The sequence below is a fragment of the Pseudomonas entomophila genome (assembly GCF_029193575.1).
In the GTDB taxonomy this organism is placed as follows: domain Bacteria; phylum Pseudomonadota; class Gammaproteobacteria; order Pseudomonadales; family Pseudomonadaceae; genus Aquipseudomonas; species Aquipseudomonas entomophila_G.
The window spans coordinates 18461-43138 of the sequence record NZ_JARGCS010000009.1 but is presented as its reverse complement, the minus strand read 5'-3'; the positions used below and the strand labels follow the sequence as shown (position 1 = coordinate 43138).

Here is a 24678-nt window from a genome sequence, read left to right as displayed (position 1 = left end):
TCGTGCCCCTATGCCGCGTCGCGCTGGGCGCCGCGGCGGTAGTTTTCCACAGCCTCGATCAGCGCCTGGAGAATTGCCGCGCTGTCGCCAATCACCGACAGGTCGGCGCGTTTGATCATGTCGCAGCCTGGGTCCATGTTGATCGCCACCACCTTGTCGCAGGCGCCGATGCCCTGCAGGTGCTGGATCGCCCCGGAAATGCCCACGGCCACGTAGACCCGCGCCGTGACCCAGGTGCCGGTGGCGCCGACCTGGCGGTTGCGCGGCATGAAGCCGTCGTCCACCGCCACCCGCGAGGCGCCTTCGGTGGCGCCAAGGGCCGCGGTGGCCCGGTGGAACAGCGCCCAGTCCTTCACGCCGTTGCCGCCAGAGACGATGAATTCCGCCTCGGCCATGGCGATGGCGGCCGGGTCCACGGCCACCGGGCCGAGGTCTTCGATACGCGACAAGCTGCGCGCCACACCTGTGGACAACTCCACCGGCAGCGCTTCATGGCGGGTCTCGCTGACCGGCTCGGCACATTCGGCAGCGGCCAGGACCAAGCGCGGCAAGGCCCGTTGCAAGTCTTGCTGGCCGGCACCGGCGCGGCCGATGCACTGGCCGTCCTTGACCTGCCAGACCCGCGTGGCCGGGCGCTCGCCCAAGGCCGCGCCGAGGCGCCGGCCCAGTTCGCCGCCGCCGCTGCGGCTGTCGGGCAGCAGCCAGTGGCGCGGGGCGAACTGGTTATCCACAGCGCGCAGGCCCTGCACCAGTTGCTCGGGGGCGTAACCCAGGTATTGCTCGCCATCGATGACCAGCAGGCGGTCGACGCCGGCTGTGGAAAAGTGGCTTTCCTTGTGCTCGCCGAACACCACCGCGAGCACCGCGCCGTCATCGCCGGCAAGGCTGCGGGCCAGGCCCAGCAGGTCGCGGTCGTGGCTGCCGAGGCGGCCACCGACCATGTCCGGCACCACGGCGATGTAGAACGCCGGGTCTGCCACCTGGTGCAGCGGCAGTTGCACCTCAGCGGCCGCGCTGCGCCGCCCGCCGACCCCGGTGCCCTGCTGGGCGCCGCTGCGGTCGATGCGCTTGAGCCCGGCCGGGCCGATGAAGCCGGCCGCCAGCGCGTGGGGGTTCTTGCGCAGCAGGCCATTGGGGCCCATCCAGCTTGTCTGTTGCGTCTGCATCGCCGCGTGCAAGGGGTGCAGGCGGTTACGGGCGATCCACTCGGCGCGTGGGTCGCGGCGGATGATGTCGCTCATCAGTGCACCTCCGCAGGTTCACGTTTGGCGGCCTGCGACTTTGCCGTCGCGGGGGCCTCGGGTTCGATCAGAACGTCGGCCACCAGCTCGGCGAGGTCCTTGATCTGTGGGCGCGGTTCGACCACGCCTTCGAGCATCGCGGTGCACTGTGGGCAACCCACGGCCACCAGCTCCGCCTCGGTCTCGCGGATGTCGTCCATGCGCATGTCGGGAATGCGCTGCTTGCCCGGGATATCGGTGATCGGCGCACCGCCGCCGCCGCCGCAGCAGCGGGAACGGAAGCCCGAACGCTGCATCTCGCGCACTTCGATGCCGAGGGCCTTGAGCACGTCGCGCGGGGCTTGGTACTCGCCGTTGTAGCGGCCCAGGTAGCACGGGTCGTGGTAGGTGACGCTGCCGCCCTTGTGCTGGCCGAGGTTGAGCTTGTTGGCGGCGATCAGCTCGGCGATGTAGGTGCTGTGGTGCTGCACCTCGTAGTCACCGCCCAGGGCGCCGTACTCGTTTTTCAGCACATGGAAGCTGTGCGGGTCGCAGGTGACGATGCGCTGGAAGCTGTACTTGGCCAGGGTCTGGATATTGCGCTTGGCCAGTTGCTGGAAGGTCGACTCGTCGCCCAGCCGGCGCGCCACGTCGCCACTGTCGCGCTCCTCAAGGCCGAGCACGGCGAAGTCGACGCCCGAGGCCTTGAGCACCTTCACGAAGGCGCGCAGGGTGCGCTGGTTGCGCATGTCGAAGGCGCCGTCGCCGACCCAGAACAGCACCTCGGTGCGCTTCACCTCCGACAGCAGGTCGAGGTTCAGGTCCGCCGCCCAGTTCATCCGCCCACCGGGGTTGAAGCCGCCGGGGTTGTCGGTGGCGATCAGGTTGTCCAGCACCTCGGCGCCCTTGTTCGGGGTCGCGCCCTTTTCCAGGGTGAGGTGGCGGCGCATGTCGACGATGGCATCGACATGCTCGATCATCATCGGGCACTCCTCGACGCAGGCGCGGCAGGTGGTGCACGACCACAGGGTCTCGGCATCGACCAGCCCATTGACGATCGGCTGGTGCGGGTGGCCGCCGTGCTCGCCGAGCGGCTTGCCGGGGTACGGGCTGCCGGCGAACTGCGCATCGGTGCCACCGGCCAGGCCGATGACCATGTCCTGGATGAGTTTCTTCGGGTTCAGTGGCTGGCCGGCGGCGAACGCCGGGCACATGGCTTCGCATTTGCCGCATTGCACGCAGGCGTCGAAGCCGAGCAGTTGGTTCCAGGTGAAGTCCACCGGTTTTTCCACGCCCAGGGGCGCGTTGGGGTCTTCCAGGTCCAGCGGCTTGAGGCCGGTGGAGCGGCCACCGCCGAAGCGCTCGGCGCGGCGGTGCCAGGCCAGGTGCAGGGCGCCGGCGAAGGCGTGCTTCATCGGCCCGCCCCAGGTCATGCCGAAGAACAGCTCCGACACGCCCCACAACACACCGACGCCGAGCACGGCCACCAACAGCCAGCCTCCGGTGCCTTGCGGGAGGATCCCGGCGACCGGCAAGGTGGCGATGAAGAAGCTCGCGGCGAACATCAGCAGGCTTTTCGGCAGGCGCATCCACGGGCCCTTGGACAGGCGCGCGGGCGGGTTGAGGCGGCGTTTGAAGACGAAGATCGCGCCGCTGAACATGATCACCGTGGCCACCAGCAAGGCGTAGCCGAGGATCTTGCTCTGCAGGCCGAAGCCATGCACCAGGATCGCCAGCACGGCCGACAGCACGAAGCCGCCGGCGGTGGCCACGTGGGTCTTGGACATGTACTTGTCGCGCTCGACCACGTGGTGCAGGTCCACCAGGTAGCGGCGCGGCATGGCCAGCAGCCCGCCGAGCAGGTTGACCGGGCTCGGCCGGCCCCTGCGCCACAGGCGCACCCGGCGCACGGCGCCGAGCACGGCCAGGCCGAGGGCGGCAAACAGCAGGATGGGTAGAAGGGTGTTCAACATGGGAAGCTCCCACAACAGCTGGATTCTTGCGCCGCCCCCTCTGTGGGAGCGGGCTCGCCCGCGATGGCGTCCGGTCAGACGACGATGTCGTTCGTGCTGACGCTATCGCGGGACAAGCCCGCTCCTACAAGGGCTGCGTCCGTCTGGCGCGTTCTCGGCAGGCGCCAATGGGTGCCGGCCGGCGATCAGAAGTCCTTGCACAGGCGCAAGGCGTCGTAGATCGCCGCGTGGACGTTGCGCTGGGCCACGCAGTCGCCGATGCGGTACAGCAGGTAGCCTTCGCCCGGCTGGCTGAGGATCGGCTGAGGCTGGATGGCGAACAGCGCCTCGATGTCGATCTGGCCCTTGTTGCGCGAACCGTCCTTCAGCGCGTAGTACAGCGCCTCGTCCGGACGCACGCCGTTCTCCACCACCACCTGGTCGACCACGCGTTCTTCCTTGGCGCCGGTGTACTCGTTCTCCAGCACCGCCACCAGCTTGTCGCCCTCGCGGTAGACCTTTTCCAGCATCATGTCGCCGGTCATGATCACTTCCTTGGGGTACAGGCTGCGGTAGTAGGTCGGGAAGGTCGTGCCGCCCATGGCCACGCCCGGCTTGATGTCGTCGGTGACGATCTCCACCTGCGCGCCCTTGTCGGCCAGGAAGTCCGCGGTGGACATGCCGGTGAACTCGCAGATGGTGTCGTACACCAGCACGTTCTTGCCCGGCGCGACCTTGCCATCAAGCACGTCCCAGCTGCTCACCACCAAGCCTTCGGCGGCGCCCCAGTGCTCGTTCTGCTCGACGAACGGGTGGCCGCCCACCGCCAGCACGATGACGTCCGGGCGCAGGTCCTGGATGGTCGCCACGTCCGCGGCGGTGCCCAGGCGCAGGTCGATCTTCAGGCGCGCGAACTCCAGCTGGTACCAGCGGGTGATGCCGGCGATCTGGTCACGCTGCGGCGCCTTGGACGCCGTGGTGATCTGCCCGCCGATCTGCTCCTTCTTCTCGAACACGGTGACGTCGTGGCCACGCTCGGCGGCCACGCGAGCGGCCTCCATGCCGGCAGGGCCGGCGCCGACCACCACCACCTTGCGCTTCGGCCCGGTGGATTTCTCGATGATGTGCGGCACGCCCATGTATTCGCGGGAAGTCGCGGCGTTCTGGATGCACAGCACGTCCAGGCCCTGGTACTGACGGTCGATGCAGTAGTTGGCGCCGACGCACTGCTTGATCTGGTCGACCTGGCCCATCTTGATCTTGGCGATCAGGTGCGGGTCGGCGATGTGCGCGCGGGTCATGCCGACCATGTCGACGTAGCCGCCTTCGAGGATGCGTGTGGCCTGGTTCGGGTCCTTGATATTCTGCGCGTGCAGCACCGGGACCTTGACCACTTCCTTGATGCCGGCCGCCAAGTGCAGGAACGGCTCCGGCGGGTAGCTCATGTTGGGGATGACGTTGGCCAGGGTGTTGTGGGTGTCGCAGCCCGAGCCGACCACGCCGATGAAGTCGAGCATGCCGGTGGCGTCGTAGTACTTGGCGATCTCCTTCATGTCCTCGTGGCTCAGGCCATCGGGGTGGAATTCGTCGCCGCAGATGCGCATGCCCACGCAGAAGTCGTCACCGACCTCGGCGCGCACGGCCTTGAGCACTTCCAGGCCGAACTTCATGCGGCCCTCGAAGGTGCCGCCCCATTCGTCGGTGCGCTTGTTGACCCGTGGGCTCCAGAACTGGTCGATCATGTGCTGGTGCACGGCCGACAGCTCGACGCCGTCCAGGCCGCCTTCCTTGGCCCGGCGCGCGGCCTGGGCGTAGTTGCCGATCACCCGCCAGATCTCTTCCACCTCGATGGTCTTGCAGGTGGCGCGGTGCACCGGCTCGCGGATGCCCGATGGCGACATCAGGGTCGGCCAGTGCTCGCCGTCCCAGCGCGAGCGGCGGCCCATGTGGGTGATCTGGATCATGATCTTGGCGCCATGCTTGTGCATGGCGTCGGCCAGGTTCTGGAAGTGCGGGATGATCTTGTCGGTCGACAGGTTCACCGACTTCCACCAGCCCTGTGGGCTATCGATGGCCACCACCGACGAGCCGCCGCAGATGGCCAGGCCGATGCCGCCCTTGGCCTTCTCTTCGTAGTACTTCACGTAGCGGTCGGTGGTCATGCCGCCGTCGGTGGCGTAGACCTCGGCGTGCGCGGTGCTGAGCACGCGGTTGCGGATGGTCAGTTTGCCGATCTGGATCGGCTGGAACATTGCTTCGAATGCCATGACACGCTCTCCGGCTTACAGCGGCTTGACGACGAACAGGCCGTCGTCGTGACCTTCTTCGGAACCACCGTAGACCTGCTCGGCCACGGTGCGGATCGAACTGCCACGGGCGGCGAGAATCTGGTCCATGGCGCCGGCGAACCAGCCGGTGAACATGTAGTCGACCTTGCGGCCACACTTGCCGTAGACGTAGACGAACGCCGAGTGCTTGAGCTTGACGCTGACGGTGCCTTTGTCCAGGTCGATGTCCTGGATCTCGAACAAGCCCCAGCCACGCTGGCTCAGGCGCTTCATGTAGTGCTCGAACACCGCCACGCCTTCCAGGCCGTGGCATTCGGCTTCCTTCTCGCACCAGTGCCAGGCGGACTTGTAGCCGGCCTTGTAGAGGATCTCGGCATAGGCGTCGGCGCCCAGCACTTCCTCGATGCCAATGTGGTTGTTGACGAAGAAATGGCGCGGCACGTACAGCATCGGCAGGGCGTCGGAGGTCCAGACACCGGTTTCGCTGTCGACTTCGATTGGCAATTGCGGGGCGATCTTGGCCATGGAAACTCAACTCCAGAAAATTTTTATGTTGGGTGCCCCGACGTTGCTGGCCGGGGCTTTCAGGCTAGGAGTGCGGCTTATTCGCCCCACACATCCTTGAGGACGTTGACCCAGTTCTCACCCATGATCTTGCGCACCACGCGCTCGGAGTGGCCGCGCTTGAGCAGGGTTTCGGTGAGGTTGGGGAACTCGCCGACGGTGCGGATCCCCAGCGGGTTGATGATCTTGCCGAAGTTGGTCAGGCGACGGGCGTAGCCCTTGTCGTGGGTCAGGTACTCGAAGAAGTCCTGGCCATGGCCCTGGGTGAAGTCGGTGCCGATGCCGATCGCATCCTCACCGACGATGTTCATGGTGTACTCGATGGCCTCGGCGTAGTCGTCGATGGTCGAGTCGATGCCCTTGGCCAGGAACGGCGCGAACATGGTCACGCCGACGAAGCCGCCGTGGTCGGCGATGAACTTCAGTTCCGCGTCGGACTTGTTGCGCGGGTGCTCTTTCAGGCCCGAAGGCAGGCAGTGCGAGTAGCACACCGGCTTCTTCGATTCGAGGATGACTTCCTCGGAGGTCTTCGAGCCCACATGGGACAGGTCGCACATGATGCCGACGCGGTTCATCTCGGCGACGATCTCGCGGCCGAAGCCCGACAGGCCGCCATCACGCTCGTAGCAGCCGGTGCCGACCAGGTTCTGGGTGTTGTAGCACATCTGCACGATGCCCACGCCCAGCTGCTTGAACACGTCGACGTAGGCGATCTGGTCCTCGAAGGCATGGGCGTTCTGGAAGCCGAAGAGGATGCCGGTCTTGCCCAGCTCCTTGGCCTTGCGGATGTCGGCGGTGGTGCGCACCGGCATCACCAGGTCGCTGTTCTCGCGGATCAGCTTCTGGCTGGCGGCGATGTTGTCGACGGTGGCCTTGAACCCTTCCCAGACCGACACGGTGCAGTTGGCCGCGGTCAGGCCGCCTTTGCGCATGTCTTCGAACAGCTCGCGGTTCCACTTGGCGATGATCAGGCCATCGATGACGATGCTGTCGGCGTGTAATTCGGCTGGGCTCATCAGGCTGTCCCCTTTTATTCAGTTGGGCCGCGCCAAATCGTGTGTCGGCGCTTTGGGGCCAGCATATGCCTGCGGCCCGTGTCGCCCCGATGCAAAAACGACAGGGGGTTTGCCGAAAGCGTCAATGCGCGACATGGGCTCTGCGCCAGGGGTTGCGGTAATGAGAGTGGCTCTCGATAAGCCCTTTGCCGGCCTTTATGAACTTTTCGTCAGGGAGCTATCGCGCCGCCCACGGCTGAGCGAGAATCGCCAGCGATTCGTCAGCCTGTTCAGGAGAAAACGGATGAAATCAAAGGCATGGCTGGTCCTGCTGGCCGCCGTGGCGCTGGGTGCCCAGGCCGCCGAGGAAGAAAGCACGCCCTGCGACAACGTCGACACCGACGCGCAAGGGTACGCCTGCGCGGCCTACAACAAGCAGGCCGCCGAACGCGGGCTGAAAGAGGCCTTCGACGACCTGACCCAGCGCGTGCGCGACCAGTACGCCGAAGAGAACGCCAAGGCCGAGGCGCTGGTCGGCAGCCTGCAGGCCGCGCAGAAGCTCTGGGGGCAATTGCGTGATGCCGACTGCAAGGTCGAGACCTACGCCGAGAAGGCCGGCAGCAAGGCGTTCGAGGCGGCGTGGAATACCTGCGTGGCGCAGCGCAGCGACGAGCGTTCGGAATACCTGCAGTCGATCGGGCAACAATAAGCGTCGCCGCGGCCTCAGCGTGGGCGGTGCTGGCGCCGCTCCTCGCGCGGGCTGGTGCCGAAACGCCGCTTGTAGCGCCGGGCGAAGTACGACGGCAGGTCGAAGCCGCAGGCCACGCTGACCTCGGTGATGCTCATGTCGGTTTGCGATAGCAACTGCCGGGCCTTGTCCAACCGCAGGTCGAGGTAGAAGTTGCTCGGCGTGTCGTCCAGGTGCATGCGGAACAGGCGCTCCAGCTGACGCCGGGTGACCTTGGCGCGGCTGGCCAGCTCCAGGGTGCTCAGCGGCGGCTCGGTGTGCTTCTCCATCTCGCCGATCACCTGCACCAGCTTCTTGTTGCTGATGCCGTAGCGGGTGGCGATCTGCATGCGCTGGTGGTCCTGGCGCGGGCGGATGCGCCCCAGCACGAACTGCTCCGACACCTGGATCGCCAGCTCGCTGCCATGGGCCTTGGCGATCAGGTCGAGCATCAGGTCGATGGACGCGGTGCCGCCCGCGCAGGTGATGCGCCGACGGTCGATCTCGAACAGCTCCTGGGTCGCCTGCAAGCGCGGGTAGCGCTCCTTGAACGCCTCCAGCGCCTCCCAATGCAAGGTCGCACGGTGACCGTCGAGCAAGCCCGCCTCGGCCAGCACCATCGCCCCGGTGTCGATGCCGCCGAGGATCATCCCCTCATGGTCGAGCCGGCGCAGCACATGCTGCAGCGCCGGGCAGAACCCCGCCAACGGCTCGAACCCCGCCACCACCAGCAGCATCATCCCGCGCTCGGCCTCGCCCAGCGCGCCGTCGGCGTTCACCGACATGCCATTGCTGGCCTGCACCGCCCCCCCATCGAGGCTCAGCACGCGCCAGCGGTACAGCGGGCCACGGAAGCGATTGGCCACGCGCAGCGGTTCCACGGCGCTGATGAAGCCGATCGCGGAGAACCCCGGCAACAGCAGGAACTGGATGGTTTCGGGCAATTGCGTGCTCCACAGGCAAGGTGGTCGCTTGCGTGCCATTCTTGGTCGCCAGCGTGCGATTGCACACTGTGCCACCGGCGTAACTTTTTTAACACGGCCCGTAGAGGCCGGCCCCCAATAACAATACGCACTGCCGATGGAGAGCCACCATGCAACGCTTTATCCGCCGCAGCTTGTTATCCCTCGCTCTCAGCTCCACCCTCGTCTCCCCGCTGTTCGCCGCCGAGCCCGCCGAGTGCAAGAACGTGCGCCTGGGCGTGGTCAACTGGACCGACGTGATCGCCACCAGCGCCATGGCCCAAGTGCTGCTCGAAGGCCTGGGCTACCAGGTCAAGCAGACCAGCGCCTCGCAGCAGATCATCTTCGCGGGCATCCGCGACAAGCGTCTGGACATGTTCCTCGGTTACTGGAACCCATTGATGACCCAGACCATCACCCCGTTCGTCGACGCCAAGCAGGTCAAGGTGCTCGACAAGCCCAGCCTGGAAGACGCCCGCGCCACCCTGGCCGTGCCCACCTACCTGGCCGAGAAAGGCCTGAAAAGCTTCGCCGACATCCACAAGTTCGAGAAGGAACTGGGCGGCAAGATCTACGGCATCGAGCCCGGCTCGGGCGCCAACACCCAGATCAAGGCGATGATCGCCAAGAACCAGTTCGGCCTGGGCAAGTTCCAGCTGGTCGAGTCCAGCGAAGCCGGCATGCTCGCCGCAGTCGACCGCGCCGTGCGACGCAATGAAGCCGTGGTGTTCTTCGGCTGGGCCCCGCACCCGATGAACGTGAACATCAAGATGACCTACCTGGACGGCAGCGAAAACGCCCTGGGCCCGGACGAAGGCAAGGCCACGGTGTGGACCGTGACCGCCCCGGACTACGCCCAGAGCTGCCCCAACGCCAGCCGCCTGCTGGCCAACCTGACCTTCAGCGCCGAAGCCGAGAGCCGCATGATGCAACCGCTGCTCGACCACAAGGACGCGCTGGAATCGGCCCGCCAATGGCTCAAGGACCACCCCGAAGACAAGGCGCGCTGGCTGGAAGGCGTGACCACCCTCGACGGCAAGCCGGCGGCGGAGAACCTCAAGCTCACCGGCAACTGAAAAACCGCTCCTGCCGGGTTCCCCCCCACCCCGGCAGGAGCGGGTCCGCCCCGCCATAGGGCCCCACTGACACACCCCAAAAACTCGTCGCCGCAACGCCACGAACAGACCCGACACGCCTGAAGGAAACCACCATGAACCATGACGTCATCATCACCTGCGCACTGACCGGTGCCGGCGACACCGTCGCCAAGAGCCACCTGGTGCCGGTGACCCCGAAACAGATCGCCGAAGCCGCCGTGGAAGCCGCCAAGGCCGGCGCCACCGTGGTCCACTGCCACGTCCGCGACCCCGAGACCGGTCGTTTCAGCCGTGACGTCGCGCTGTACCGCGAAGTGATGGAGCGCATCCGCGAGTCCGACGTCGACGTGATCGTCAACCTCACCGCGGGCATGGGCGGCGACCTGGAGATCGGCCCAGGCGAGTCGCCGATGGAATTCGGCAAAGGCACCGACCTGATCGGCCCGCTGGAGCGCCTGGCCCACGTCGAGGCGCTGCTGCCGGAAATCTGCACCCTGGACTGCGGCACCCTGAACTTCGGCGACGGCAACGCCATTTACGTCTCCACCCCCGCGCAACTGCGCGCCGGAGCCAAGCGCATCACCGAGCTGGGCGTGAAGGCCGAGCTGGAAATCTTCGACACCGGCCACCTGTGGTTCGCCAAGCAAATGATCAAGGAAGGCCTGCTGGAAGACCCGCTGTTCCAGCTGTGCCTGGGCATCCCATGGGGCGCGCCGGCCGACACCACCACCATGAAGGCGATGGTCGACAACCTGCCGGCCAACGTCACCTGGGCCGGCTTCGGCATCGGCCGCATGCAGATGCCAATGGCCGCGCAGGCCGTGCTGCTCGGCGGCAACGTGCGCGTGGGCCTGGAAGACAACCTGTACCTGGACCGCGGCGTGCTGGCCAGCAACGGCCAACTGGTCGAACGCGCGGTGGAGATCATCTCGCGCCTCGGTGGCCGCGTGCTGACCCCGGCCGAAGGCCGCGAAAAAATGAACCTCAAGCGTCGCTAAGCCTTACTTTCAGGAGTTGCACGAAATGTCCTTCATCACCGACATCAAGACCTTCGCCGCGCTGGGCAGCGGCGTGATCGGCAGCGGCTGGGTCGCCCGCGCCCTGGCCCACGGCCTGGACGTGATCGCCTGGGACCCGGCCCCCGGCGCCGAGCAGGCGCTGCGCAAGCGCATCGCCAATGCCTGGCCGGCCTTGGAGAAACAGGGCCTGGCACCCGGCGCCGCACAGGAGCGTCTGAAGTTCGTCGCCACCATCGAAGAGTGCGTGCGCGATGCCGATTTCATCCAGGAAAGCGCCCCCGAGCGCCTGGACCTGAAGCTCGACCTGCACGCCAAGATCAGCGCCGCGGCCAAGCCCAACGCGATCATCGGCTCGAGCACCTCGGGCCTGTTGCCGAGCGAGTTCTACGAGTCGTCCAGCCACCCCGAGCGCTGCGTGGTCGGCCACCCGTTCAACCCGGTGTACCTGCTGCCGCTGGTGGAGATCGTCGGCGGCAAGAACACCGCCCCGGAGGCCATCGAGGCCGCCAAGGTCATCTACACCGCGCTCGGCATGCGCCCGCTGCACGTGCGCAAGGAAGTGCCTGGCTTCATCGCCGACCGCCTGCTCGAAGCGCTGTGGCGTGAAGCCCTGCACCTGGTCAACGATGGCGTCGCCAGCACCGGCGAAATCGACGATGCGATCCGTTTCGGCGCTGGCCTGCGCTGGTCGTTCATGGGCACCTTCCTGACCTACACCCTGGCCGGTGGCGATGCCGGCATGCGCCACTTCATGTCGCAGTTCGGCCCCGCGCTGAAGCTGCCCTGGACCTACCTGCCGGCGCCGGAGCTGACCGACAAGCTGATCGACGACGTGGTCGACGGCACCTCGGAGCAGCTGGGCGAACGCAGCATCGCGGCGCTGGAGCGCTACCGCGACGACACGCTGCTGGCCGTGCTGGATGCGGTGAAGAACAGCAAGGCCAAGCACGGCATGGCCTTCGGCGACTGAGGAGACTGCGATGCCCGCCCTGATCACCTACCGCACCCCGGTCCAGGAGGACTGGGTCGACTACAACGGGCACCTGCGCGATGCCTTCTACCTGCTGATCTTCAGCTACGCCACCGATGCGCTGATGGAGCGCATCGGCCTGGACGCCGACAGCCGTGGGCAGAGCGGTAACTCGCTGTTCACCCTGGAGGCGCACATCAACTACCTGCATGAGGTGAAGCTCGGCACCGAGGTCTGGGTGCAGACGCAGATCATCGGCTTCGACAAGAAGCGCCTGCACGTCTATCACAGCCTGCACCGCGAAGGTTTCGACGAGGCGCTGGCAGTGAGCGAGCAGATGCTGCTGCACGTGGACCTGGCGGGGCCGAAGTCGGCGCCGTTCAGCGAGCAGAGCGTGGGGTTGCTGCAAGCGCTGGTGGATGAGCAACACGACCTGGCCGCAGCCGAGTACGTCGGCCGCGTAATGCGCCTTCCCTCCTGAAAACGCCCCCCTTGTGGGAGCGGCTCGCCCCGCGATAGGCCCGACAGGAACAACATCGTTGAACCTGCTGGCCCTATCGCGGGGCGAGCCCGCTCCCACGACGCGCCATGCTGGTCTCTCGATTGCGCCCCTTCAATGTCGGCCTCTTTGCGGGTCAACCCGCTCCTACAGTGTTTTTGGCGATTCCACAGGGCAAAAAAGAACCCCGGAAAGCCGTGAGCGTCCGGGGCCGAGAGCGAGCAACATCCACTGTGCGTGAGTGAGGGTGACCAAGCCCTCGGTGCCGTGAATGACTCCAGTGTGCTCAATCCCCCGACGGTCGATTTAGCCGTAAACGACCTGTTCTTAGCCAAAGCAGCCATTGCGACATTCTGTCCTTGCCGGGGTGTTGGCTTGGTCACAGAATCGAGTACAGATCACAGCAGCGAAAAGGATAAGCACCATGATGCATGCGGATTTGATTGACCAGGACGACCTGCTGGGCCAGCTGCGCGCACGCGGCTTCGACATCCCTGCCGGGGCGAGCGCCGAGCAGGCCTGCGAAGTGGTGGTGCGTGGGTTGAACGAGCCCAATGCGCGGGCCTTGAAGGGCATGGTAGAGCAGATGTACACCGGCAGCGCCACCATCCTGCCGGCCGTGCGCCAGGCGATCGACAAGCAACTGCTGCCGGCGTTGGCGCAGTTCAGCAAACGCGCCTGACCCCATACGACACCTCCCTGTAGGCACGGGCTTGCCCCGCGCCCACAGGGAGGTGTGGCGCGTTACAGCCTCACACTGGCAAAGGTCGACTCGTTGCGCGCCTGGCTCAGCGCCGCCATCGGCCCGCTGTGCGGCGACAGCGCCATGGCCTGCGGGATCGGCATCATCGCCACCTGCTGCGCGGTGTTGGAGCCCACACGCTCGTCACGCGGCGGAATGCCGAAGTACTCGCGGTAGCACTTGGAGAAGTGCGGGGTCGAGACAAAGCCGCACACCGACGCCACCTCGATGATCGACATCGGCGTCTGCTTGAGCAACTGCCGCGCGCGAATCAGCCGCAGTTTCAGGTAGTAGCGCGATGGCGAGCAGTGCAGGTACTTCTGGAACAAGCGCTCCAGCTGGCGCCGCGACACCGACACGTACACCGCCAGCTCGTCCAGGTCGATCGGCTCTTCCAGGTTGGCTTCCATCAACGCGACGATTTCCTGCAACTTCGGCTGGTTGGTGCCGAGCATGTGCTTGAGCGGCACACGTTGGTGGTCCTGCTCGTTGCGGATGCGCTCGTAGACGAACATCTCGGAGATCGCCGCCGACAGTTCACGGCCATGGTCGCGGCTGATCAGGTGCAGCATCATGTCCAGCGGCGCGGTGCCGCCGGAACTGGTGAAGCGGTTGCGGTCGAGGGTGAACAGGCGGGTGCTCATGTTGACCCGTGGGAAGGCCTCCTGCATCGCCGCCAGGCACTCCCAGTGCACGCTGCAATCGAAGCCGTCGAGCAGCCCGGCGCAGGCCAGCGCCCAACTGCCGGTGCACACCGCGCCCAAACGGCGCGACTGGCGGGCCTGGGCCTGCAGCCAGGTGACGTGCTCACGGGTGACGGTGCGCTGGATGCCGACGCCGCCGCAGACGATCACGGTGTCCATCGGCGGGGCATTGTGCATGGCCGCGTCGGGGGTGATCTGCAAGCCGTCGCTGGCCCACACCTGGCCGCCATCGACGGTCAGCGTGTGCCAGCGGTACAGCTCGCGCCCGGACAGCTGGTTGGCCATGCGCAGCGGCTCGACCGCCGACGCCAGGGAAATCAGGGTGAAGTTGTCCAGCAGGAGAAAGCCGATGGACTGGGGGGCTGTGCGGTTCTGGGTTGGGTTCCCGGAGGTGTACGACGTCATCGCGATTTCTCCTCACACAATGCAGGGCGTGCCTCAGGCAGGCACCGTTTTCTTGTTATTGCCCCAATTCGCATGCAGGGGCTTTGCCAATCTCGACGCAAACGCCGTGCCTGAAATTGAACGGCTGTCCAAAAAAAACCAAAAACGACGTCGCCATGCGACTTGTAGGGCTTTTCTTATAAGGTCTGGCGATAAACGCAAACCGGCGTGCCAGCGCCCTCGCGTGTCACGGCTGAGCAATTCGGTAGCACTTGTGGGAAGGTTGCCCAGAAACGACATTCATGAGTGTCACCGACAATGACACCTCTGGTAGCGACACCCGACAGCCGGTCTATCGCAGCCGCCGCGCCAAAAGGTGGCACAGCGGCCGGTCAGGGGCGAAATCGGCGCATCAGCACTCGATGGCGTTGACCGCCAGGCCGCCGCGCGAGGTTTCCTTGTACTTGTCGTGCATGTCTGCGCCGGTGTCGCGCATGGTGCGGATCACCTGGTCGAGGGAGATGAAGTGCTCGCCGTCGCCACGCAGGGCCATCTGCACGGCGTTGATCGCCTTCACCGCAGCGATGGCGTTGCGCTCGATGCACGGCACCTGCACCAGGCCGCCGACCGGATCGCAGGTCAGCCCCAGGTTATGCTCCAGGGCGATCTCGGCGGCGTTCTCCAATTGCGCCGGGGTGGCGCCCAGTACCTCGGCAAGGCCTGCGGCGGCCATGGCGCAGGCCGAGCCGACCTCGCCCTGGCAGCCGACCTCGGCGCCGGAGATGGACGCATTCTTCTTGCACAGGATGCCCACCGCCGCGGCGCCGAGGAGGAAATCCACCACGTTGGAGTCGTCCACCACGTCAGAGAAGCGCATGTAGTAGTGCAGCACCGCCGGGATGATCCCCGCCGCGCCGTTGGTGGGCGCGGTGACCATGCGCCCGCCGGCGGCGTTCTCTTCGTTGACCGCCAGGGCATACAGGTTGACCCACTCCATGGCGCTCATGGTCGAGCCGATCACGTTGGGCTTGCCCAGCTCTTGCAGGCTGCGGTGCAGCTTGGCCGCGCGGCGGCGCACGTTGAGCCCGCCGGGCAGCGTGCCTTCGTACTTGAGGCCGTTGTTCACGCACTCCTGCATGGCCTCCCAGAGCTTGATCAGGCCCGCGCGAATTTCCGCTTCGCTGCGCCAGACCTTCTCGTTGGCCATCATCAATTGCGACACGCGCATGTCGTTTTGCTTGCACAGGCGCAGCAGCTCGGCGGCGCTGTTGAAGTCGTACGGCAGCACCGTCTGGTCGGCGTCCAGCACCCCGCTGGCGGCCTGCGCGGCATCGACCACGAAGCCGCCGCCCACCGAGTAGTAGGTGTCGCGGTGCAGCTCGCCCTGGGCGCCTTCGGCGATCAGGGTCATGGCGTTGGGGTGGTAGGGCAGGTTCTCGTCCAGCAGCAGCATGTCGCGGGCCCAGACGAATTCGACGGGCAGGCGGCCATCCAGGCGCAGGGTGTTGGTTTCGCGCAAGTCGGCGATGCGCGGGGTGATCTGCGTGGGGTCGATGGAATCCGGCCATTCGCCCATCAGCCCCATGATCGTGGCGTTGTCGGTGCCGTGGCCGACGCCGGTGGCCGACAGCGAGCCGTACAGCCGCACCTCGATGCGCCGCACCTGCTCCAGCTCGCCGCGCTCGCGCAGGCCCTGGACGAACAGGGCGGCGGCGCGCATGGGGCCGACGGTGTGGGAGCTGGAAGGCCCGACACCGATCTTGAACAGGTCGAACACGCTGATGGCCATTGTCGAATCACCTCTTGATGGGCTTGTCCGGGCACGCCGTGTGGCGGCCCACGCAGCTGCTAGGCTGGTAGCGGCGAGTTGCCGTTATTGCACGCATCATCGGGCTTTTATCCCTCCCCTCGCCGTCTGCAACCGACGTACTTTTGTCCAGCAGCGCCCTGCCGATCCGGGGGTCGTCGCGCCGCTTTCCGGCGCCGGTGTGACGCAAAGACGAGGCCGGGGAGGTGGAAAAATCCATATGCGACATTGCCCGTACTGGATGCGACCTGTCCTGCACTGGTTACGACCCTACCAGTAGGCGATTGCCTAACGCTGGTGGATTATCGAAAGCGACTCGTATTGCACGGCCTCGCAACCTGCCCTCTGCAGGCCTGGTCGACCGGCTGCCCGAAGAAGGCCCGGCGCCCCGCGCGAACCCGAAGAAAAAATCACAGGAGTCTCCCTTATGAAAGGTTCACCCTCGCTGTTGCTGGTCGCGTTGCTCGCTGCACCGTTGCTGGCCCAGGCCGCAGAACCGGAGAAGTGTCAGACCGTGAACTTCTCCGATGTCGGCTGGACCGATATCACCGTCACCACCGCCGTCACCAGCGAAGTGCTCGAAGCGCTGGGCTACAAGACCCGCACCACCATGATCTCGGTGCCGGTGACCTACAAGTCGCTGGCCGACGGCAAGAACATGGACGTGTTCCTCGGCAACTGGATGCCGACCATGGAAAACGACATCAAGCAGTACCGCGACGCCGGTACCGTCGAGACCGTGCGCGCCAACCTGGAGAACGCCAAGTACACCCTGGCCGTGCCCAAGGCGCTGTACGACAAGGGCCTGAAGGACTTTGCCGACATCGCCAAGTTCAAGAAGGAGCTCGACGGCAAGATCTACGGCATCGAGCCGGGCAACGACGGCAACCGCACCATCCAGAGCATGATCGACAAGAACGCCTTCGGCCTGAAGGACGCCGGCTTCAAGGTGGTCGAGTCGAGCGAGGCCGGCATGCTGTCGCAGGTCGACCGTGCCGCGCGGCGCGGCACCGACGTGGTGTTCCTCGGCTGGGAACCGCACCCGATGAACAAGCGCTTCGAAATGAAGTACCTCACCGGTGGCGACGACTTCTTCGGCCCTGACTTCGGCAAGGCCACCGTCTTCACCAATACCCGCAAGGGCTATGCACAGGAATGCAGCAACGTTGGCCAGTTGCTGAAGAACCTGTCGTTCACCCTCGACATGGAAAGCGAGCTGATGGGCAAGGTCCTGGACGACAAGGTCAAACCGGACGCCGCCGCCAGGGCGTGGCTGAAGGCCAACCCGCAGGTGCTCGACACCTGGCTGGCGGGCGTCACCACCGTTGACGGCAAACCGGGCCTGGAGGCGGCCAGGGCCAAGCTGGCGCAGTAGCTGTAGGCACTACCTCGGGGCGGGACCGTGCCCGCCCCGGACTGATTCCAATCTCGCAGGTGGAAGCTCGCTATCATGCTTATCGATCAGAAAATACCCCTGGGGCAGTACATCGCCTCATTCGTCGAATGGTTGACCCAGAACGGCGCCAGCTACTTCGACGCCATCGCACAGGCCCTGGAATTCATGATCCATGGCGTCACCAGTGCGTTGACCTGGTTCAACCCCTTCGTGCTCGTCGCCCTGTTCGCCGCCCTCGCGCACCTGATCCAGCGCAAGTGGGCGCTCACCGTATTCGTCGCCTTGTCGTTCCTGCTGATCCTCAACCTGGGGTACTGGCAGGAAACCATGGAAACCCTCGCGCAAGTGACCTTCGCCACCGTGGTCTGCGTGGCCATCGGCGTGCCGCTGGGCATCGTCGCCGCGCACAAGCCGATGTTCTACACCGGCATGCGCCCGGTGCTGGACCTGATGCAGACGGTCCCCACCTTCGTCTACCTGATCCCCACCCTGACCCTGTTCGGCCTGGGTGTGGTGCCGGGGCTGATCTCCACCGTGGTGTTCGCCATCGCCGCGCCGATCCGCCTCACCTACCTGGGCATCTGCGACGTGCCGCAGGAGCTGCTCGACGCCGGCAAGGCCTTCGGCTGCTCGCGCCGCCAGCTGCTGACACGCATCGAACTGCCCCACGCCATGCCGAGCATCGCCGCGGGCGTCACCCAATGCATCATGCTGTCGCTGTCGATGGTGGTGATCGCCGCCCTGGTGGGCGCCGACGGCCTGGGCAAACCCGTGGTCAACGCACTGAACACCGCCGACATCTCCCTGGGCTTCGAGGCAGGCCTGGCGATCGTGCTGCTGGCGATCATGCTCGACCGTATCTGCAAGCAACCGGAACTGCCGGTAAGGGGTGAGGCATGAGCATCATTCGCTTCGAAGATGTCGACGTCATCTTCTCCAACAAGCCGCGCGAGGCCCTGGCCCTGCTCGACCAGGGCCAGACCCGCGAGCAGATCCTCAAGAAGACCGGCCTGGTGGTCGGGGTCGAGAAGGCCAACCTGGAGATCAACAAGGGCGAGATCTGCGTGCTGATGGGCTTGTCCGGTTCGGGCAAGTCGAGCCTGTTGCGCTGCATCAACGGCCTCAACACCGTCAGCCGCGGCAAGCTGTTCATCGAGCATGAAGGCAAGGACATCGACGTCGCCCACTGCACCCCGGCGGAGTTGAAGATGATGCGCACCAAGCGCATCGCCATGGTGTTCCAGAAGTTCGCCCTGATGCCCTGGCTGACCGTGCGCGAGAACATCAGCTTCGGCCTGGAGATGCAGGGCCGCCCCGAGAAGGAGCGGCGCAAGCTGGTGGACGAGAAGCTGGAGCTGGTGGGCCTGACCCAGTGGCGCAACAAGAAGCCCGACGAGCTTTCCGGCGGCATGCAGCAGCGCGTGGGCCTGGCCCGGGCGCTGGCGATGGACGCCGACATCCTGCTGATGGACGAACCGTTCTCGGCCCTCGACCCGCTGATCCGCCAAGGCTTGCAGGACGAGCTGCTGGAGCTGCAACGCAAGCTGAGCAAGACCATCGTATTCGTCAGCCACGACCTGGACGAAGCCCTGAAGCTGGGTAGCCGCATCGCCATCATGAAGGACGGGCGGATCATCCAGTACAGCAAGCCCGAGGAGATCGTGCTCAACCCGGCCGACGAGTACGTGCGTACCTTCGTCGCCCACACCAACCCGCTCAACGTGCTGTGCGGCCGCAGCCTGATGCGCAGCCTGGACAACTGCAAGCGCATCAACGGCTCGGTGTGCCTCGACCCCGGCGGCGACTCCTGGCTGGACCTGGGCGAAGGCAACTCGATCAAGCGCGCGCGCCAGGGCCAGAATGGCCTGGACCTGCAAGCCTGGGCGCCGGGGCAGGACGTGGAGAGCCTGGGCCGCCTGCCGACCCTGGTGAACGCCGACATCGGCATGCGCGAAGCGCTGCAGATCCGCTACCAGACCGGCCACAAGCTGGTGCTGCAGGACAACGACAAGGTGGTGGGGATTCTCGGCGATACCGAGCTGTATCACGCCTTGCTCGGCAAGAACCACGGTTGAAACCATCGCGGGGCAAGCCCGCTCCTACACGGTCCAGGTAGGAGCGGGCTTGCCCCGCGATTGGGCTGCAACGCAGCCCCCTTCGCTGAATCAGCGCACCACGATCCCACGCGACGCCATGTAGGCCTTGGCCTCCGGCACGGTGTACTCGCCGAAGTGGAAGATGCTCGCCGCCAACACCGCGCTGGCATGCCCTTCCAGAATCCCGTCGGCCAGGTGCTGCAGGTTGCCCACGCCCCCGGAGGCGATCACCGGAATCCCCAGCGCATCGCTGATCGCCCGGGTCACGCCCAGGTCGAAACCGCTCTTCATGCCGTCCTGGTCCATGCTGGTCAGCAGGATCTCCCCCGCCCCCAGGCCTTCCATCTTCTTCGCCCACTCCACGGCGTCCAAGCCAGTCGGCTTGCGCCCGCCATGGGTGAAGATCTCCCAGCGCGGCGCCTCGCCCGGGCCGGACACCTTCTTCGCGTCGATGGCCACGACGATGCACTGCGAACCGAAGCGCTGCGCCGCCTCACCCACGAACTCCGGGTTGAACACCGCGGCCGTGTTGATCGAGACCTTGTCGGCGCCGGCGTTGAGCAGGTTGCGGATGTCTTGCACGGTGCGCACGCCACCGCCCACGGTCAGCGGGATGAACACCTGGCTGGCCATGCGCTCGACGGTATGCAGGGTGGTGTCACGGCCATCGACGCTCGCGGTGATGTCGAGGAAGGTGATCTCGTCGGCACCCTGCTCATCGTAGCGACGGGCGATTTCCACCGGGTCGCCGGCATCGCGGATGTTCTCGAACTTGACGCCCTTGACCACCCGGCCGTTGTCCACGTCCAGGCAAGGGATGATGCGCTTGGCCAGTGCCATGTGTCGGTCCTCAGCCTTGGTAGTTGTCGCAGAAGGCCTGGGCCTCGGCGACGTCGAGGGTGCCTTCGTAGATGGCACGGCCGGTGATGGCGCCGATGATGCCCGGGGCCTTGGCGTCCAGCAGGGCCTTGATGTCGCCCAGGTTGTGGATGCCGCCGGAGGCGATCACCGGGATCGACGTGGCTTCGGCCAGGGCCTTGGTGAAGGGCACGTTGCAGCCCTGCATCATGCCGTCCTTGGCGATGTCGGTGTAGACGATCGCCGAGACGCCATCGGCCTCGAAACGCTTGGCCAGGTCGATGACCTGCACCGAGCTGACTTCCGCCCAGCCGTCGGTGGCGACGAAGCCGTCTTTCGCATCCAGGCCGACGATGACCTTGCCCGGGAAGGCCTTGCACGCCTCGGCGACGAACTCCGGCTGCTTGACCGCCTTGGTGCCGATGATCACGTAGCTGACGCCGGCCTTGACGTAGTGCTCGATGGTTTCCAGCGAACGGATGCCGCCGCCGATCTGGATCGGCAGGTGCGGGTAGCGCTTGGCGATGGCGGTGACCACTTCACCGTTGACCGGCTGGCCTTCGAAGGCGCCGTTGAGGTCGACCAGATGCAGGCGACGGCAGCCACCCTCGACCCATTTGGCGGCCATGCTCACCGGGTCGTCGGAAAACACCGTGGAGTCTTCCATGCGGCCTTGGCGCAGGCGCACGCAGGCACCGTCCTTGAGATCGATAGCGGGGATAATCAGCATCTTGGGAACCTGTCTAATCGTTGGAGTTCAGGGCTTCTCTAACGCCCACAGGTCGCTTTCGATGCTCTCGAACCGCTCCTTGAGGTGCAGCTGAACATCGGCAATCGCCCTGTTGTAGTAGTGGGGTGCTATTTCCTTGCTGAACAGGTCGAGGACCTCGGCCACCTCGAACGACCCCAGCTGCAGCTCGAAGCGGTCCTCGAGGAAACGCTTGAGGGTGTCGAGCGCCTCGCGCTCCTGCTCCGGGGCCAGGGTGATGATCGGGGCCTTGTTCCGCGACCGGCTCATTTACCAGCGCCCGTCCCAGGCGATGAAGTTCTGCAGCAGTTGCAGGCCGTGGGTGTGGCTCTTTTCCGGGTGGAATTGCACGGCGAAGCGCGAGCCCTCGGCCAGCGCGGCGGCGAAGTCGACGCCGTAGTGGCCGCGACCGACCACCTGGCCCGGCTTGCCGGCCTCGATGTAGTAGCTGTGCACGAAGTAGAAACGCGCCTGCTGCGGGATGTCGTGCCACAGCGGGTGGTCGACGGACTGGCTGACTTCGTTCCAGCCCATGTGCGGCACCTTCAGGTGCTCGCCGTCTTCCTCCAGGCCCTTGCCGAAGAACCGCACCTGGCCGGGGAACAGGCCGATGCAGTCGACGCCGTCGTTCTCTTCGCTGCGCTCGAGCAGCGCCTGCATGCCGACGCAGATGCCGAGGAACGGGCGGTCCTGGCTGACTTCACGCACCAGGCTGTCGAAGCCCAGGCGGCGGATCTCGCCCATGCAGTCGCGGATCGCGCCCACCCCGGGGAACACCACGCGGTCGGCTTCGCGGATCACCGCCGCGTCGCTGGTGACCAGCACCTTGCCAGCGCCCACGTGCTCCAGCGCCTTGGCCACCGAGTGCAGGTTGCCCATGCCATAGTCGATTACGGCGACTGTCTGCATTACAGGCATCCCTTGGTCGACGGCATCTGCCCGGCCATGCGCTCGTCGAGCGTGACGGCCATGCGCAGGGCGCGGCCGAAGGCCTTGAACACGGTTTCGATCTGGTGGTGGGTGTTGTGGCCGCGCAGGTTGTCGATGTGCAGGGTCACCAGGGCGTGGTTGACGAAGCCCTGGAAGAACTCCTGGAACAGGTCGACGTCGAAGCCGCCGACCGAGGCGCGGGTGTACGGCACATGCATCTGCAGGCCTGGGCGGCCGGAGAAGTCGATGACCACGCGCGACAGCGCTTCGTCCAGCGGCACATAGGCGTGGCCGTAGCGGAAGATGCCTTTCTTGTCGCCGATGGCCTGGGCGAATGCCTGGCCGAGGGTGATACCGACGTCTTCCACGGTGTGGTGATCGTCGATATGCAGGTCACCCTTGCATTCGATGTCCAGATCGATCAGCCCGTGCCGGGCGATCTGGTCGAGCATGTGTTCGAGGAAAGGCACACCGATATCGAATCGGGCCTTGCCACTGCCATCGAGGTTGATCGAGGCCTTCACCTGGGTTTCCAGGGTGTTGCGCTCGACGGAAGCCTTACGTTCGACCATCACCAGCTCCGCAAAATCATTGGGCGAAAAGGGCTCCATTATAGGCCCAAGACGCGCCGGCTTGAAACGCGGATGACGTGTGGCAGGCGGGCAAATGCATCGCGGGGCGAGCCCGCTCCCGCAAATACCCCGCCGTTTTCACACAGCGCAGTACTCGTAGCAGCAGGCTCGCCCCGCGACAGGGCCATCACAGCCAGCCAATCAGCCGGCTGTATCAGCCATCAATGGAACAGCACCGCGGTCTTCTGCAGGGTGATCCACACCCCCCAGGCCAGCGGAATCACCACCACCGCCCAGGCCAGCAGCACCAGCGGCAGGCTGCCCGGCGCGGCGTGCCATTCCAGCGAACGGGCGCCATCGGCGCCTTTGTCGTGGCTCAGCGCGCGCTCGGCGGCCAGCTCTTCATCGGTCATGAAGTACTTGTCGGCCACCGGGCGCACCAGCGCGTTGCAGATGAAGCCCAGCACCAGCAGGCCGGCGAGGATGTACAGGGTCATGTCGTAGGCCGCCGCGCGCGCCACGCCCGCCGCCAGCTGCGACTCGCGCAGGTAGGTGATCAGCACCGGGCCGAGCACGCCCGCCGCCGCCCAGGCGGTCAGCAGGCGACCGTGGATGGCACCGACCATCTGCGTGCCGAACAGGTCGGCCAGGTACGCCGGCACAGTGGCGAAACCACCGCCGTACATCGACAGGATGACGCAGAACGCCGCCACGAACAGCGCCACGTTGCCCAGGTGGCCGAGGTTCGGCACCAGGCTGTAGAGGCCGACGCCCAGGGCGAAGAAGGCGAAGTAGGTGTTCTTGCGGCCGATGTAGTCGGAAAACGACGCCCAGAAGAAGCGACCGCCGATGTTGAACAGGCTCAGCAGGCCGGTGAAGCCCGCGGCGATGGCGGCGATCTGCGCCAGCTGCGCGCTGTTCAGCTCGCTGAAGCTCAGGCCGTTGCCCAGCAGCTTGCCGGCGAAGACTTCCTGCAGCAGCGGCGAGGCCATGCCGAGAATGCCGATACCTGCCGACACGTTCAGGCACAGTACCAACCAGATCAGCGCGAACTGCGGGGTTTTCCACGCAACGCTGACGTGCACGTGGCGGTCGGTGACCATGGTGTTGGCCTTCTTCGCCGGGGCGGTCCAGCCTTCAGGCTTCCAACCGGTCGGCGGCACGCGGTAGGCCAGGGCGCCGGCGGTCATGAACACGAAGTAGATCGCCGCCATGGCCACGAAGCTCTGCCATACGCCCACTTCCTGGCCGTTGGCGAAGTGGCCCATCAGCGCGGTGGCCAGGGGTGCGCCAACCATCGCGCCGCCACCGAAGCCCATGATCGCCATGCCGGTCGCCATGCCGCGCTTGTCCGGGAACCACTTGATCAGGGTCGAGACCGGCGAGATGTAGCCCAGGCCCAGGCCGATACCGCCGATGACCCCGGAGCCCAGCCACATCAGCCACAGTTGGTGGGTCTTCACGCCGATCGCCGAGATCAGCAGGCCACCGCACCAGCACAGCGCCGACACCAGGCCCGCCTTGCGCGGGCCGGCGTGTTCCAGCCAGCCGCCGAGCACCGCGGCCGAGCAGCCGAGGAAGACGAAGAACAGGGTGTAGATCCAGCTCAACATGGAGATCGGCCAGTCGCACTCGGCGCTGAACAGGCGGGCGATGAAGCCCACGTCAGCCGAGCAGGCGACCGGCGCGGTGATGCCGATGGCTTGCGACAGCGGCAGCCAGAACACCGAGAAGCCATAGGCCATGCCGATGCACAAATGGATGGCCAGGGCCGCCGGCGGGACCAGCCAGCGGTTGAAGCCCGGGCGGGCGATGATGCGTTCCTTGGACAGGAAACCGGGCACGCGTTCCGGTATCCCTGTCGCAACGTTGCTGTTCATGGGATCGTTCCTTTATTTGTAGGTAGGCTGGCGTTCGTGGATTGAATACCCGGCTCTGAATGTGGCTTTTCCCCCGGAAAAGCCCGGCCGTTTGCGGCAACATCCGCGACAATGCGTCGCACGATGCTCCCCGAACGGCGCAAGAGTAACAGGTGGCAAGCCCGATGAAAGCACTCTGACATTGATATTTTTGTGCCAGCGCAAACGTTTGACGGAACTGTCGCATTGCACGGGGTCGAACCCCGAACCGGGGGTGCCGTGGCAGGCA

At 65.7% G+C, this 24678-nt stretch carries 23 protein-coding genes; 9 read left to right on the top strand and 14 right to left on the bottom strand.

Annotated elements, in window-relative coordinates:
• Positions 1 to 8 precede the first annotated feature (8 nt).
• From P0Y43_RS03205 to P0Y43_RS03185, 5 genes are all read right to left on the bottom strand, one after another.
• Complete coding sequence (locus P0Y43_RS03205; protein ID WP_275635858.1) at positions 9 to 1241, bottom strand: electron transfer flavoprotein subunit alpha/FixB family protein; 1233 nt, start codon at positions 1239 to 1241, stop codon at positions 9 to 11.
• Entirely contained in the window at positions 1241 to 3193 is a 1953-nt protein-coding gene (dgcB, locus tag P0Y43_RS03200; RefSeq protein ID WP_275635857.1) for a dimethylglycine demethylation protein DgcB, read from the bottom strand. The genes P0Y43_RS03205 and dgcB overlap by 1 nt, the downstream gene beginning before the upstream one ends.
• 185 nt (positions 3194 to 3378) lie before the next feature.
• The gene (dgcA, locus tag P0Y43_RS03195) at positions 3379 to 5439 is read right to left on the bottom strand and encodes a dimethylglycine demethylation protein DgcA (protein ID WP_275635856.1); all 2061 of its coding nucleotides are present in this window, start codon (positions 5437 to 5439) and stop codon (positions 3379 to 3381) included.
• Positions 5440 to 5454: 15 nt separating this feature from the next.
• Positions 5455 to 5985 (bottom strand): DUF5943 domain-containing protein, encoded by a 531-nt coding sequence (locus tag P0Y43_RS03190; RefSeq protein WP_275635855.1) that lies wholly within the window; start codon positions 5983 to 5985, stop codon positions 5455 to 5457.
• A gap of 77 nt (positions 5986 to 6062) precedes the next feature.
• A complete protein-coding gene (locus P0Y43_RS03185; protein WP_186712608.1) occupies positions 6063 to 7040 on the bottom strand; it encodes a dipeptidase in 978 nt (325 codons plus the stop codon).
• A 283-nt stretch (positions 7041 to 7323) separates the two neighbouring features.
• Here P0Y43_RS03185 and P0Y43_RS03180 point away from each other — a divergent pair, with 283 nt between their 5' ends.
• Positions 7324 to 7728: a lysozyme inhibitor LprI family protein gene (locus P0Y43_RS03180; protein WP_275635854.1), complete on the top strand. Its 405-nt coding sequence runs from the start codon at positions 7324 to 7326 to the stop codon at positions 7726 to 7728.
• A gap of 14 nt (positions 7729 to 7742) precedes the next feature.
• Here P0Y43_RS03180 and P0Y43_RS03175 read toward each other — a convergent pair whose 3' ends face one another.
• Positions 7743 to 8729, bottom strand: coding sequence for a GlxA family transcriptional regulator (locus P0Y43_RS03175; RefSeq protein WP_430540217.1), 987 nt, complete (start codon positions 8727 to 8729; stop codon positions 7743 to 7745).
• A 110-nt stretch (positions 8730 to 8839) separates the two neighbouring features.
• Between P0Y43_RS03175 and choX the strand changes: the two genes are divergently transcribed.
• The 5 genes from choX (at position 8840) to P0Y43_RS03150 (ending at position 12975) form a co-directional block, all read left to right on the top strand.
• Positions 8840 to 9784, top strand: coding sequence for a choline ABC transporter substrate-binding protein (choX, locus tag P0Y43_RS03170; RefSeq protein ID WP_275635852.1), 945 nt, complete (start codon positions 8840 to 8842; stop codon positions 9782 to 9784).
• 134 nt (positions 9785 to 9918) lie between these two features.
• Positions 9919 to 10803, top strand: a complete 885-nt coding sequence (locus tag P0Y43_RS03165; protein ID WP_275635851.1) for a 3-keto-5-aminohexanoate cleavage protein — start codon at positions 9919 to 9921, stop codon at positions 10801 to 10803.
• A gap of 25 nt (positions 10804 to 10828) precedes the next feature.
• Positions 10829 to 11794, top strand: a complete 966-nt coding sequence (locus P0Y43_RS03160) for an L-carnitine dehydrogenase (protein WP_275635850.1) — start codon at positions 10829 to 10831, stop codon at positions 11792 to 11794.
• A gap of 10 nt (positions 11795 to 11804) precedes the next feature.
• Positions 11805 to 12275 carry a thioesterase family protein gene (locus P0Y43_RS03155; RefSeq protein ID WP_275635849.1) on the top strand — a complete coding sequence of 157 codons (471 nt, stop codon included), beginning with the start codon at positions 11805 to 11807 and terminating at the stop codon, positions 12273 to 12275.
• 442 nt (positions 12276 to 12717) lie between these two features.
• The gene (locus P0Y43_RS03150; protein WP_275635848.1) at positions 12718 to 12975 is read left to right on the top strand and encodes a hypothetical protein; all 258 of its coding nucleotides are present in this window, start codon (positions 12718 to 12720) and stop codon (positions 12973 to 12975) included.
• 62 nt (positions 12976 to 13037) lie between these two features.
• Here P0Y43_RS03150 and P0Y43_RS03145 read toward each other — a convergent pair whose 3' ends face one another.
• Both P0Y43_RS03145 and P0Y43_RS03140 read right to left on the bottom strand, forming a co-directional pair.
• Complete coding sequence (locus P0Y43_RS03145) at positions 13038 to 14144, bottom strand: GlxA family transcriptional regulator (RefSeq protein ID WP_275635847.1); 1107 nt, start codon at positions 14142 to 14144, stop codon at positions 13038 to 13040.
• Between the two features lie 391 nt (positions 14145 to 14535).
• Entirely contained in the window at positions 14536 to 15912 is a 1377-nt protein-coding gene (locus tag P0Y43_RS03140) for an L-serine ammonia-lyase (protein ID WP_275635846.1), read from the bottom strand.
• Between the two features lie 445 nt (positions 15913 to 16357).
• Here P0Y43_RS03140 and P0Y43_RS03135 point away from each other — a divergent pair, with 445 nt between their 5' ends.
• From P0Y43_RS03135 to choV, 3 genes are all read left to right on the top strand, one after another.
• Entirely contained in the window at positions 16358 to 17305 is a 948-nt protein-coding gene (locus P0Y43_RS03135; RefSeq protein ID WP_275635845.1) for a choline ABC transporter substrate-binding protein, read from the top strand.
• Positions 17306 to 17377: 72 nt separating this feature from the next.
• Positions 17378 to 18226: a choline ABC transporter permease subunit gene (gene choW, locus P0Y43_RS03130; RefSeq protein WP_275635981.1), complete on the top strand. Its 849-nt coding sequence runs from the start codon at positions 17378 to 17380 to the stop codon at positions 18224 to 18226.
• Positions 18223 to 19401, top strand: a complete 1179-nt coding sequence (gene choV / locus P0Y43_RS03125) for a choline ABC transporter ATP-binding protein (RefSeq protein ID WP_275635844.1) — start codon at positions 18223 to 18225, stop codon at positions 19399 to 19401. The genes choW and choV overlap by 4 nt, the downstream gene beginning before the upstream one ends.
• Before the next feature lie 90 nt (positions 19402 to 19491).
• On the opposite strand, the gene hisF is transcribed toward choV, so the two are convergent.
• The 6 genes from hisF to P0Y43_RS03095 all read right to left on the bottom strand — a co-directional run bounded on the left by hisF (position 19492) and on the right by P0Y43_RS03095 (position 24410).
• Complete coding sequence (gene hisF / locus P0Y43_RS03120; protein ID WP_275635843.1) at positions 19492 to 20262, bottom strand: imidazole glycerol phosphate synthase subunit HisF; 771 nt, start codon at positions 20260 to 20262, stop codon at positions 19492 to 19494.
• 10 nt (positions 20263 to 20272) lie between these two features.
• Positions 20273 to 21010 (bottom strand): 1-(5-phosphoribosyl)-5-[(5-phosphoribosylamino)methylideneamino]imidazole-4-carboxamide isomerase, encoded by a 738-nt coding sequence (gene hisA, locus P0Y43_RS03115; RefSeq protein WP_275635842.1) that lies wholly within the window; start codon positions 21008 to 21010, stop codon positions 20273 to 20275.
• A 27-nt stretch (positions 21011 to 21037) separates the two neighbouring features.
• Complete coding sequence (locus P0Y43_RS03110) at positions 21038 to 21298, bottom strand: DUF2164 domain-containing protein (RefSeq protein ID WP_275635841.1); 261 nt, start codon at positions 21296 to 21298, stop codon at positions 21038 to 21040.
• On the bottom strand, positions 21299 to 21937 hold the full coding sequence (gene hisH, locus P0Y43_RS03105) for an imidazole glycerol phosphate synthase subunit HisH (RefSeq protein ID WP_275635840.1): 639 nt from the start codon (positions 21935 to 21937) through the stop codon (positions 21299 to 21301). It abuts the gene before it with no gap.
• The gene (hisB, locus tag P0Y43_RS03100) at positions 21937 to 22530 is read right to left on the bottom strand and encodes an imidazoleglycerol-phosphate dehydratase HisB (RefSeq protein ID WP_275635839.1); all 594 of its coding nucleotides are present in this window, start codon (positions 22528 to 22530) and stop codon (positions 21937 to 21939) included. The genes hisH and hisB overlap by 1 nt, the downstream gene beginning before the upstream one ends.
• 221 nt (positions 22531 to 22751) lie before the next feature.
• Positions 22752 to 24410, bottom strand: coding sequence for an OFA family MFS transporter (locus P0Y43_RS03095; protein WP_275635838.1), 1659 nt, complete (start codon positions 24408 to 24410; stop codon positions 22752 to 22754).
• Between the last annotated feature and the right edge of the window lie 268 nt (positions 24411 to 24678).

Coding starts and splice junctions, on each gene's coding strand:
- P0Y43_RS03205 (WP_275635858.1), bottom strand. CDS start 1,241: ATGAGCGACATCATCCGCCGCGACCCACGCGCCGAGTGGATCGCCCGT.
- dgcB (WP_275635857.1), bottom strand. CDS start 3,193: ATGTTGAACACCCTTCTACCCATCCTGCTGTTTGCCGCCCTCGGCCTG.
- dgcA (WP_275635856.1), bottom strand. CDS start 5,439: ATGGCATTCGAAGCAATGTTCCAGCCGATCCAGATCGGCAAACTGACC.
- P0Y43_RS03190 (WP_275635855.1), bottom strand. CDS start 5,985: ATGGCCAAGATCGCCCCGCAATTGCCAATCGAAGTCGACAGCGAAACC.
- P0Y43_RS03185 (WP_186712608.1), bottom strand. CDS start 7,040: ATGAGCCCAGCCGAATTACACGCCGACAGCATCGTCATCGATGGCCTG.
- P0Y43_RS03180 (WP_275635854.1), top strand. CDS start 7,324: ATGAAATCAAAGGCATGGCTGGTCCTGCTGGCCGCCGTGGCGCTGGGT.
- P0Y43_RS03175 (WP_430540217.1), bottom strand. CDS start 8,729: ATGGCACGCAAGCGACCACCTTGCCTGTGGAGCACGCAATTGCCCGAA.
- choX (WP_275635852.1), top strand. CDS start 8,840: ATGCAACGCTTTATCCGCCGCAGCTTGTTATCCCTCGCTCTCAGCTCC.
- P0Y43_RS03165 (WP_275635851.1), top strand. CDS start 9,919: ATGAACCATGACGTCATCATCACCTGCGCACTGACCGGTGCCGGCGAC.
- P0Y43_RS03160 (WP_275635850.1), top strand. CDS start 10,829: ATGTCCTTCATCACCGACATCAAGACCTTCGCCGCGCTGGGCAGCGGC.
- P0Y43_RS03155 (WP_275635849.1), top strand. CDS start 11,805: ATGCCCGCCCTGATCACCTACCGCACCCCGGTCCAGGAGGACTGGGTC.
- P0Y43_RS03150 (WP_275635848.1), top strand. CDS start 12,718: ATGATGCATGCGGATTTGATTGACCAGGACGACCTGCTGGGCCAGCTG.
- P0Y43_RS03145 (WP_275635847.1), bottom strand. CDS start 14,144: ATGACGTCGTACACCTCCGGGAACCCAACCCAGAACCGCACAGCCCCC.
- P0Y43_RS03140 (WP_275635846.1), bottom strand. CDS start 15,912: ATGGCCATCAGCGTGTTCGACCTGTTCAAGATCGGTGTCGGGCCTTCC.
- P0Y43_RS03135 (WP_275635845.1), top strand. CDS start 16,358: ATGAAAGGTTCACCCTCGCTGTTGCTGGTCGCGTTGCTCGCTGCACCG.
- choV (WP_275635844.1), top strand. CDS start 18,223: ATGAGCATCATTCGCTTCGAAGATGTCGACGTCATCTTCTCCAACAAG.
- hisF (WP_275635843.1), bottom strand. CDS start 20,262: ATGGCACTGGCCAAGCGCATCATCCCTTGCCTGGACGTGGACAACGGC.
- hisA (WP_275635842.1), bottom strand. CDS start 21,010: ATGCTGATTATCCCCGCTATCGATCTCAAGGACGGTGCCTGCGTGCGC.
- P0Y43_RS03110 (WP_275635841.1), bottom strand. CDS start 21,298: ATGAGCCGGTCGCGGAACAAGGCCCCGATCATCACCCTGGCCCCGGAG.
- hisH (WP_275635840.1), bottom strand. CDS start 21,937: ATGCAGACAGTCGCCGTAATCGACTATGGCATGGGCAACCTGCACTCG.
- hisB (WP_275635839.1), bottom strand. CDS start 22,530: ATGGTCGAACGTAAGGCTTCCGTCGAGCGCAACACCCTGGAAACCCAG.
- P0Y43_RS03095 (WP_275635838.1), bottom strand. CDS start 24,410: ATGAACAGCAACGTTGCGACAGGGATACCGGAACGCGTGCCCGGTTTC.